We start from the raw sequence: 9,954 nt of genomic DNA, 5'->3' as shown, positions 1-9,954 counted from the left end.
ATTTTTACAATATATAAGCTGTTTTCTTGGATATATGACAAAATGGTTGATTTTCGAAGAATTTGCTATCTTCTTAAATCACCGGATTTTGACCGGAAAGTGGGTGGACATGCTCCGGATTATCCAAAAAGACAATCAAAAGGGAAAAATTTAAATTATAATTCAGGAAATTATTGGGGATTAAGACTCTTAACCAACTTCAAAGAAATTGAATCAAAAAATATTTACCGAATTGACGATATAAGTTTCGACTTTGGACCAACTTGGGGAATACAAAGAGCTTATGGAAAGATGCACCTACTTTTTGATATGGGACCTGTTTATTATTTCGACACAAAAGGTAACAGTGGATTTTTCCCAATTATGTTACAATTGAACCTTGGATTCAATGCAAAGAAATGGTAAACTATGACTGAAAAATAAAAGTACGAAACGCTAACATTTTGTATAGTGCATAGGGCGGATATGCTATATTTGAATCTTTTGCGCTTTCTTCAACTCCGCCGAAGCGCAGCTTCGACGGTTAGTCAAATTGTAGCTGTCAAACCTGCGCTTCGGCTACTTAGCGGTTTGACAGGAAAGTGCTTTCTGATGCCCTACGCACCATACAATTTACCGTTACCAGTCATGCTAAAAGACCACTCCACAACCAAGAACAGAAACAAAAAATTCAATATATTAAGGAAAGATTGATGACATAGCGAAAAGTATTAAACAAGATAGGGACTTGGAAATTTACAAAGATAATTATGAAATTAGCCGTAGTATAACTATCGAACTGGATTCTGATTTATTTTATTTTTGTTCGTACGATTCTGGTAATGGATTCGAAGAAGAAAAAATTATTACGGTAGAAGATATCGCTTCACTTAAAAAAGCAATGAATGCTAAGTCTGACGATGAGTTGTTAAGCAAGATAAAAGCTAAGTTTTCGAAAGTTAATGGGGTAGAACAGTTCTTTAACTATTTGGAAAAGCGTGGTGTTGATGTAATATATCATTGTTTTACAAAATAATATAATATTTTAAACACGGAAAAACGATGACTTTAAGGTCGCTTCGCGACCGTTTTTCCTCATCGTTATAAAATATGGATAAAACAAACGATGAGAATTACGCAAGTAATTCTCATCGTGGCATCCATTGAGTTATGGCTTAATACAACTATTTAATGGATGTGTCGGTATGAGTTGTTTTTGAGTTATGTTTCTTTGGTTTATACTGCAGGATCATTGTTTTGTACCTCTCTCTCACTTCGGGGCTTCTCTTGTGAGCTCTTATAGACCTCCATCTTGCTTCTATAGTGAAGTAAATTATTAATAGTGAACTAACGATTACTATTATTGCTGAAATTAGTCTAAATGTATCTGCATTCATGGTCTTTAAGTTTGATATTTCTCAAAAATAACAAATTTATCTATCCTTATCAAATCTTATTGTATGTATCTTAAATTTTCATATATTGGAAAAACTGATCTGAAAATAGAGTAAATTTGCTCTCATGAAAAAGCAACTAAACACCCAGAAAATAGAACTTATTCAACCTGAGAGTTCTGAGCAGAAGTACCCGTACATAGGTAATGTACAGGCTGGCTTCCCTTCTCCTGCGGATGACTTCTTTCATGACTATATAAGTCTGGATGAACTCCTGGTAGATCATAAAGAAACTACATTCTTTGCAAGGGTATCGGGCAGTTCTATGGGTAATGATTTTAGTGATGGAGATCTTCTGATTATTGATAAAAGCTTAGAGTGGGAAGAAAATAAAATCGCTCTCTGTTTTATCGATGGTGAATTTACATTGAAGCGTATTAAAATGAAAGATGGTAAGTGTTTCCTGGTTCCTTCGAATAAGGACTTCCCATTATTAGAGGTGAACTATGAACAGGGTGTGACTATATGGGGAGTAGTGAAGTATTCCATAAGAAAGCATTGAAATATTAAACAGTAAATTTAGATGTACGCACTTATAGACTGTAATAACTTTTACGCTTCCTGTGAAAGAGTATTCAATCCTACTCTAATCGGTATGCCAGTTGTTGTTCTTAGTAACAATGATGGTTGTGTTATTGCACGGTCTAATGAAGCTAAAGCAATTGGCATACCTATGGGAGCACCTGCGTTCGAGTATGAGCATCTATTCCGAAGATACAAGGTTAAAGTGTTCTCGGCCAACTTCCCTCTCTATGGTGATATGAGCAGACGTGTTATGAGTCTGTTATCAAATTACAGTCCTCATCAGGAGATCTATTCTATTGATGAATGTTTCCTGAATCTGGAGGGAATTAATGTGGACCTGCAGAAGTATGGACTTGAAATGAAAGCAAGGATTGAAAAAGGTACCGGTATACCAATAAGTATTGGAACTGCTCCTACTAAAGCCCTGGCTAAACTGGCCAACAGGATTGCAAAGAAGTTTCCAAATGAGACTGGTGGTAGTTATGTCATTGATACGGAAGAGAAGCGCATTAAAGCTCTGAAATGGCTTAAGGTTGAGGATATATGGGGTGTAGGCAGAAGAAATGCTAAGAAGCTTTATGCTATTGGTGCTTATAAAGCTATTGACTTTGTGAATCTCTCTGAAGCCTGGGTAAGAAAGAATATGACCATTACCGGATTGAACTTGCAAAAGGATCTGAAAGGTATTCCGACTATCGAAATGTTGGAGCCTGAAAAGAAGAAATCTATTGGTACTTCTAGAACATTCGAAACTGATCTTCGTTCTTTTGACGAAGTACGTGAACGTATAACCACTTTTACTTCTATGAGTGCCGAGAAATTACGAGAACAGAATTCTTTCTGTAAACGATTGATTGTTTTCATTGGTACCAATCCTTTTAAGGAGCATGAAACGCAGTATTACCCCTCTATACAGATTAAATTGCCTTTCCCGACTAACTCTACCCTTGAACTGGTGAAGTTTGCTCATGAAGGCTTAAAACAGATATTCAAGAAGAACCATTATTATAAACGGGGTGGGGTATTGCTGACTGATTTTGTTGATGCGAGTGTTTACCAGCCCTCACTTTTCTTTAATTCTGATCCAAAACACAAAAAACTGATGGAGGTAATCGATAAACTTAACGATAAGTATCATTGTGATGTTGTAAGGCTGGCTTCACAGGACGAGCGGAAGCATAAGATGAAACAGGCTCATCTCTCTCAACATTATACTACTGATATCAATGAAATACTTACAGTTGAGGTGTAGTTGATTAATACCATTTTACATAATGAAGAACTATATATCAATACTACCAAAATATAATATATAAAATGTTATATTACAGAGATATAGATGATAATGTGTATATATTAATTAAATAATACCCCATATTCTAATCGAAAAGTATACCACTTACAACCATGAATGGATTCTATCCGTTCTAAACAAATGATAAGCATGTATACAAAACAAGAAATCATTATTGACAGCTTTCGGCAGGGTAAGAGCCAGCGCACCATTGCCCGCGATTTGCAGATCAATCGTAAGACTGTAAAAAAGTACATTTTAGAGCATGAAGCATTATTACAGTCTGTTTGCTCTAAAGAAGCCGCCCAATCAATCGCTTTATCAGACAAGCCTGCTTATAATATGACTGTACCTCGCCAAAAAGTCAAGCTAACAACCGATGTACAAGAGATCATAGATGAGCTGCTTTCGAAAAACAAAGTGAAGCTGGAAGAGGGACTACGCAAGCAGATGATGAAGAAGAAAGACATCCATGAAGAGCTCCTTCGACAGGGTTTTGATGTTGGGTACTCCACTGTTTGCAATTATATCAGGTTTAAAGAGAAAAAACAAACTTCAAAAGAAGCATAAATACGTCAGGTATACTTACCCGGTGATGTATGCGAGTTTGACTGGGGTGAGATAAAACTTCTGATAGGTGGTAAACGCACAAGTCTGCATTTAGCCGTTTTCACCTGTGCCTACAGCAATTACCGGTATGCTTATGTCTATCACCGTCAGGACACACTCTCTTTCATGGAAGCACATACACGCTTCTTCCGTCAGATAGGTGGTGTACACCGAAAGATGGTTTATGATAACATGCGTGTGGCTGTTGCAAAGTTTGTGGGGCGTCATGAAAAAGAACCCACCCGTGCTTTGCTTGAGCTAAGAGGTTACTATCATTTTACTCACCGCTTTACCAACTTCTATCGTGGAAACGAAAAAGGTCACGTTGAGCGTAGCGTTGAGTACGTGCGTCGCAAGGCCTTTGCACCCAAAGACAGCTTTGCTTCTGCGATCGAAGCACAGGAGTGGCTAGACTCCATTTTAAAGAAGCTTAATGCCACGAAGCAGCAGGGAACCGGCAAGAGTGCCCGGGAGCTTTTGACGGAAGAAAAGAAGGTTCTGGTAAAACATCCATCATCGGTAATGATTTGCAGTGAACAGATTCAGTTAAGGGCAGATAAATATGCAACTGTAAGTTATCAGGGCAATCGTTATTCGGTACCCGACAATCTGGTGGGGCTGTTTGTTGATGTTAGTGTCAGAAGCAGACAGATCCATATCTACTCTCAAAACAGACGGGTTGCCATTCATCATAGAAGCTACAAGTCTCATGACTGGGTTATTGATATAGAGCATTACCTTGACACATTTAAGAAAAAGCCGGGAGCCCTTGCCGGGAGTCAGGCTCTAGCAGGCAACCATTACCTTCGGAATCTTTATTTTGATCTCTTCCAAAATGAATCGCGTGAGTTTATAGAGCTTCTATCATACTGTCGTGATCATATGGTAAGTGAAGAAAAGCTTGAAGAGTCAGTGAAGCGATTACTCAGCACCTGTGGTAATCATGCCACTATCGAGAAGTTGCGTGCTCTTCTGGGGAATAACTCTTTTGTAGCACCAACAGTAGAGACAAAAGACAATATAACCCTAAAGGCTAAAGAACAGCTATCGTGGATTACAGAATTAATGCATCAAACAAACGACAATGGACAATATAAACAATCAAATAACAGAATATAGCAAGGCTCTCAGACTGCCTGTCTTCAGGCGTGATTACAAAGAACTTGCCCTCGAGGCAGCAAAAGACAGAATCGATTATGAGGAGTATCTGCTTAAACTTATGGAGCGTGAATGGGAGGCTAAGTCAGAGAATCGTAAAAAGTCACAGATAAGAAATGCACGGTTTCCTTCTAAAATGTATCTTACCGATCTTGAACGTGAACAGCTGCCTCAGGGTGCCAGAGAGAAACTGCCGCTTCTTGAGAGATTAGACTTCATAGCTTCAGCACAGAATGTGATACTCGCGGGAAACCCGGGTACGGGAAAAACCCATATCGCGATAGGGCTTGGACTTAAAGCCTGTATGCAGGGATATAAAGTACTGTTTACAACAGTACACCGCTTAATAACCCAGCTGCGTGAGTCGCAATCTGAACGTACTTTAAAACAGGTAGAGAACCAGTTTGAAAAGTATGACCTGGTAATATGTGATGAGTTTGGTTATATCTCTTTCGATAAACAGGGAGCAGAGCTGTTGTTCAACCATCTCTCTTTGAGAGTGAGAAGAAAATCAACCATCATAACAACAAACTTAGGTTTTGACAGATGGGAAGAGATCTTCGGAGATCCTGTTCTTACGGCAGCACTTGTAGTCAGGCTTACCCATAAGGCATATCTTGTAAATATGAACGGAGTATCATACAGATTGAAAGAAACAAAAAAAATGATGACAGAGCAATGAAGAAAAAAGTAAAAATAAGAACACCCGTTAACTCTTGGTGGCGGTACCGCCACCAAGAGTTAAATAAACTTTGAGATTAAATTAAAATGGTATACTTTTGGAATGGAATAATGGTATACTTTTGGGTTAATATAAACAATAATGCATTTCCCTTCTATTTCTTTGTCAATGGTTTGAGGGAATTGCGAAACATGAGTAATTAATAGTCTTGCAGCCCGAAAAGTTATACTTTTGACAAAAAATAGCTTTATATCATAAAACAGCTATTTAAACAAGGAAATGGAATCGTACCCCATTTCTAAAGCGGAAAGAGTTTGAAAACACAATAAGGAAAGAAAATACTAATCATTATAAATCACTTTATTTATGGCACGAGTTAGGATAATCAATGAGGTACCCGAGAAATACAATCCAGAAGATTGGACATTGTGTTTCCAGTGGTGCGAATATATTTACGAGAATGAAGATAATGAAAGAGATTTTGGTTATCGTTTTATTTGGCGGCGACCCGACAGTTCACTTCAGGCTGCAAGAGGACAAGCAATGATACCTAGTGTGTCAGATATAGAAAAACTTATGAAACGAGCAGACGAAGCTGGCTGGTTACGAAAAGTGGAGGAGGATGAGCATAAAATTAAATGATTTTGATATGAAAAAATTTAAATTTTTATTAGTTGCATTATTATTACCTATAAGTATATTGGCACAGATCAAACTTGCTGAAGAAAAACCCCCTCAAGAAGAAAAACCTTATTGGTGGAATGAAAGAGAGGCAATTTATGCACCATATGACAGTTTATATTATAAGATAGAAGTGTATCCTATATGGGATGCTTATAAGAAATATATTGGACAGAGATTATATCTTCCTTCGAATGAAAGGTTAAGTGATAGCTATAATTTAAATTATACAGATTCTCCTCGCATATTATTCTCCAATAAAATAGATACGACTGTAATTATTAGAGGATATTATGAACCGAATGATACACTACCAATTTATTTATATAAGTATAGAGATGCGAAAAATAATATAAATATAGTCGGAAATAAATATTATGAGATAATCGATGTTCTAAGTATAGAAAAAAGTGTAGAGTTTGAAAAACATTCTATTTATGCTTATTCTACGAACCGTCTTGACAATACGATGTATCAAACACCTAGTAATAGTGTTAACAAGGATTTTAAAATGTTCTCACCTGGAATAGAGGAGGGTGGTGCCCCTTATTTTGTTCTACGGGAAGTTGAAAGTGGAGATACTGTTTATACAGGTTTCCCGAGAGAATTTATTTTGGTTGGAGGATTTGTAAAATTACAGCAAGAATTTATCGGGCTTAATATTTTTGAAGTAAAGGATAAACCAAGTGAAAACTTTATTTTACATGAGCAAAGTTACGAGAATTTGATAAAAAATAAATTTAAATGTATCGATGTTGTACTGAATAAAAAAGGTAGTGTTGACCTCGTATTAAAAAACATTGATGATGCTACTGAGGCAACAGAAATTGCTCTTAGTGATTTAATTAAATCAATAGATGCTTATTGGTCTTGGAAATGGGTAACAGAAAAATTATACAATGAGAAGTGGGATATACTATTAGCAAAAAATGCAGTCAAAGAAAAAGAAAAAAGAGAAGTAGAATTGCAAAGAGAAAAAGAAAATCAACAATATCGCCAACAACGAGCACAACAAGAAGCCAAGCGCAAACAGGAATTGACGACTAAATATGGAGCCATAATTGCAGATAAAATCATTGCAGGTAAATTTGAAATCGGAATGAGTAAATCCGTTTGTGCGGAAATTGCAGGTTATGCTACTATTGCTGATAAAACGGCAACAACCGAAACATGGAAAATTAGCGATATCTTTTTTGGGGGAGTCACATATTTATTTTTTGTAAATGATAAATTAGTAAGAATTGTAAATCCTTAAAATTTAAACATGAAAAGAATAATTGCATTATGGCATTCCAAGAATAAAGGAAAAACAAAGACTTTAATAGAATTAGGGAATTTGTTATTGTCTGAAAATACCTCTGAATTTGTATATTGTAGCGAACTTATTAATAAAAACGAGAAACTACCTAAAGGTAAAGATTTTACATTAATTATAAAATTATCTGATAAAACTATTGGCATAGAATCACAAGGCAACCCTAATTGCTATTTAGAAGACAGGTTACAAAAAATAATAGATAACTATAATATTGATTATCTATTTTGTGCAACAAGGACAAAAGGCGAAACTGTTGCTGATGTCTATAAGGTTTCAAATTCAAATGATTATGAAATACTTTGGACTTCTACATATCACAACGACAATGAAAATGATACGGATTTTTTTAATGAGCTAAAAGGTAAACATTTGTTAGAATTATTAAAAGGGCTTATAAATCAAGAAAATAAATGGGATAGTGACCACTAAATGTAAAATCTGCTCCCTACGACGGTTCTGGCTTTCAGCCTCTTTTTTCAACCGTTCCACCTCCTGCTCTTTTAATCGTGCCCTCTCCAACCGTTTGGCATTTTCGATAACAGCCTTTTCGTGCTGTTCCAACTGTTTACGGATCATCTTCACACTATCCCGCTGGTTCTCGAAAAAACTGTCCTGACTGATTAATCCTGCAGGAGTGATTTCACCATGCATCCGGACGTATCGGTATTTTAAATCGTTGCTTTGTAAGTAGCAATTTCCTTTTGCTGATTGAATACCGTGAAAAGAAAAAATAGACACACGGTACACAATCCGATCACCCCGATAAAAATCTTACTAGAAGCAATACTGAAAATATGGTGATACTCCGTCCTAACCGACTTGCGGATTTCTCTAATGGTTTCATCCAGTTTAACGGATAACTCGTCTATGGCCAATAAGTCCGGCAGTTCGATTTAGGGTTGATTGGCGGTGATGTTCCTGTTTCATACCCATTTGATCGACCAGAATTCATTGCTTCATATTCAGGTAAAGAATTATATGATATTTGTTTGAAAATTAAAAAGAGTGATATTTTAAAAAAACTTGGTTTGCCAAAGGAATTTCACAATACTATTCTAAGTACAATGTGTATGTTTTATAGTATTGCTGATTTTAATTATAAAGAAAAGTTAGAGGGGACATTCAATGGTTTTGAACAATTACTAAGAAAATCTGACATAGTTAAAAACAAAGATTATCCTTTTATCGATTTTGAAAGCTATATTAAAGGATATAGAATTGTAAAGATATCAGAGAAATAAAGATTCATTCTGAAGTGAAATTTTGAAGTTTAGTAGAAACGACCAGAAGAGATAAATAAATTATTTAAGAGGTTGTTTCATTAAAACAATATAGAATTAAACCATTATAATAACGGGTAAACGTAAGCGCCCGAGTAAATACCCCTTGATTTATTCCAAATTACCCTTGACTTTCGTTTTCTCGTCTTAGAGATTCTAAACTTTACTAGTAATCGTTAGAGTATTGTTAGAGTATTATTAGATTCCTCTTTTTTCCAGTTGTTAGGCAAGAGGAACTTCAGGTTTTCATCATTACCCGGTTTCTGATAGTAAGGCATTTTAGCTATTACATCATTTAGCCACTCTCTGGGATTTACCCCGGATTCTTTGCAAGATGCAAGTAACGAACATATTACAGCAGTATTCTGCGCGGCTTCGTGGTTACCGCAGAACATAAAGTTCTTTCTTGACAATGCAATGGGACGAATGGCATTTTCTGCCAGGTTATTATCTATTTTTATTCTGCCGTCTTTTAAATAATTCTTCATACGGGGCCATAAAGAGTATGAGTAACTTATAGCCTCACCCATACGACTTTTGGGTAATACAGTCGGATATGTTTTCTCCATCCACTTTTCAAAAGATAGCAAGATAGGGCCGGCAAGCTCATTCCTTATTTTACGGCGCTCATCAAGCGACAGGTTCTGCTCATCTGCCATTCTCTCTATTTGGTAAAGCTGCTGTATCTGCTTTAAAGCATATTCAGCCAGAGACCTGTTTTCATCCAGCGCTGTTTCATAATAACGTCTTATATGGGCCATGCAGCTGACAAGGCATACCTTTTCATTGCTTTCAAAAACATTATAGGAGCTAAAACCGTCACTTTGAAGGTAACCATCAAATGATTTCACTAGTGTCCCGTTAAAATAATGTTTATTGTTTGTAAATATTTTATATTTAATAATATGCGTCCTGAATTTCTTGTACACGATTTGAATTGGTTACTTTTGCGTTTCCCTTCAAATAGCGTACGA

The 9,954-nt window shown here is 36.2% G+C and carries 12 protein-coding genes and 1 pseudogene; 11 read left to right on the top strand and 2 right to left on the bottom strand.

The features are described from left to right. The 10 genes from OLM34_RS11290 to OLM34_RS11245 form a co-directional block, all read left to right on the top strand. On the top strand, positions 1-405 hold a 405-nt coding region (locus OLM34_RS11290; RefSeq protein WP_264407369.1), incomplete at its 5' end, for a hypothetical protein. A gap of 322 nt (positions 406-727) precedes the next feature. Next, the gene (locus OLM34_RS11285; protein ID WP_264407367.1) at positions 728-1,015 is read left to right on the top strand and encodes a hypothetical protein; all 288 of its coding nucleotides are present in this window, start codon (positions 728-730) and stop codon (positions 1,013-1,015) included. Positions 1,016-1,500: 485 nt separating this feature from the next. Then, positions 1,501-1,935, top strand: coding sequence for a LexA family protein (locus tag OLM34_RS11280; RefSeq protein ID WP_053827034.1), 435 nt, complete (start codon positions 1,501-1,503; stop codon positions 1,933-1,935). 21 nt (positions 1,936-1,956) lie between these two features. Further along, positions 1,957-3,210 (top strand): Y-family DNA polymerase, encoded by a 1,254-nt coding sequence (locus tag OLM34_RS11275; protein WP_264407365.1) that lies wholly within the window; start codon positions 1,957-1,959, stop codon positions 3,208-3,210. Positions 3,211-3,402: 192 nt separating this feature from the next. Beyond that, positions 3,403-3,822, top strand: coding sequence for a hypothetical protein (locus tag OLM34_RS11270; RefSeq protein ID WP_264407364.1), 420 nt, complete (start codon positions 3,403-3,405; stop codon positions 3,820-3,822). A gap of 165 nt (positions 3,823-3,987) precedes the next feature. Beyond that, positions 3,988-4,980 (top strand): Mu transposase domain-containing protein, encoded by a 993-nt coding sequence (locus OLM34_RS11265; RefSeq protein ID WP_413777230.1) that lies wholly within the window; start codon positions 3,988-3,990, stop codon positions 4,978-4,980. Next, positions 4,946-5,701, top strand: a complete 756-nt coding sequence (istB, locus tag OLM34_RS11260) for an IS21-like element helper ATPase IstB (protein WP_264407363.1) — start codon at positions 4,946-4,948, stop codon at positions 5,699-5,701. The genes OLM34_RS11265 and istB overlap by 35 nt, the downstream gene beginning before the upstream one ends. A 366-nt stretch (positions 5,702-6,067) precedes the next feature. Beyond that, on the top strand, positions 6,068-6,343 hold the full coding sequence (locus tag OLM34_RS11255) for a hypothetical protein (RefSeq protein WP_264407362.1): 276 nt from the start codon (positions 6,068-6,070) through the stop codon (positions 6,341-6,343). After that, a complete protein-coding gene (locus OLM34_RS11250; RefSeq protein ID WP_264407361.1) occupies positions 6,324-7,637 on the top strand; it encodes a hypothetical protein in 1,314 nt (437 codons plus the stop codon). The genes OLM34_RS11255 and OLM34_RS11250 overlap by 20 nt, the downstream gene beginning before the upstream one ends. A gap of 9 nt (positions 7,638-7,646) precedes the next feature. Next, the gene (locus OLM34_RS11245; RefSeq protein WP_264407360.1) at positions 7,647-8,129 is read left to right on the top strand and encodes a hypothetical protein; all 483 of its coding nucleotides are present in this window, start codon (positions 7,647-7,649) and stop codon (positions 8,127-8,129) included. On the opposite strand, the gene OLM34_RS11240 is transcribed toward OLM34_RS11245, so the two are convergent. Next, positions 8,082-8,351 carry a hypothetical protein gene (locus OLM34_RS11240; protein WP_264407359.1) on the bottom strand — a complete coding sequence of 90 codons (270 nt, stop codon included), beginning with the start codon at positions 8,349-8,351 and terminating at the stop codon, positions 8,082-8,084. The genes OLM34_RS11245 and OLM34_RS11240 overlap by 48 nt on opposite strands. Before the next feature lie 248 nt (positions 8,352-8,599). Between OLM34_RS11240 and OLM34_RS11235 the strand changes: the two genes are divergently transcribed. After that, positions 8,600-8,941, top strand: coding sequence for a hypothetical protein (locus OLM34_RS11235; RefSeq protein ID WP_264407358.1), 342 nt, complete (start codon positions 8,600-8,602; stop codon positions 8,939-8,941). A gap of 215 nt (positions 8,942-9,156) precedes the next feature. On the opposite strand, the pseudogene tnpC reads toward OLM34_RS11235, so the two are convergent. Beyond that, positions 9,157-9,852: pseudogene (gene tnpC / locus OLM34_RS11230) on the bottom strand (IS66 family transposase); the annotation flags it as partial. Positions 9,853-9,954 lie beyond the last annotated feature (102 nt).

Source organism: Anaerorudis cellulosivorans, from assembly GCF_025943985.1.
Lineage (GTDB): Bacteria > Bacteroidota > Bacteroidia > Bacteroidales > Dysgonomonadaceae > Anaerorudis > Anaerorudis cellulosivorans.
Note: the sequence above shows the minus strand (reverse complement) of the source record. Positions and strands in the feature narration are given on the sequence as shown.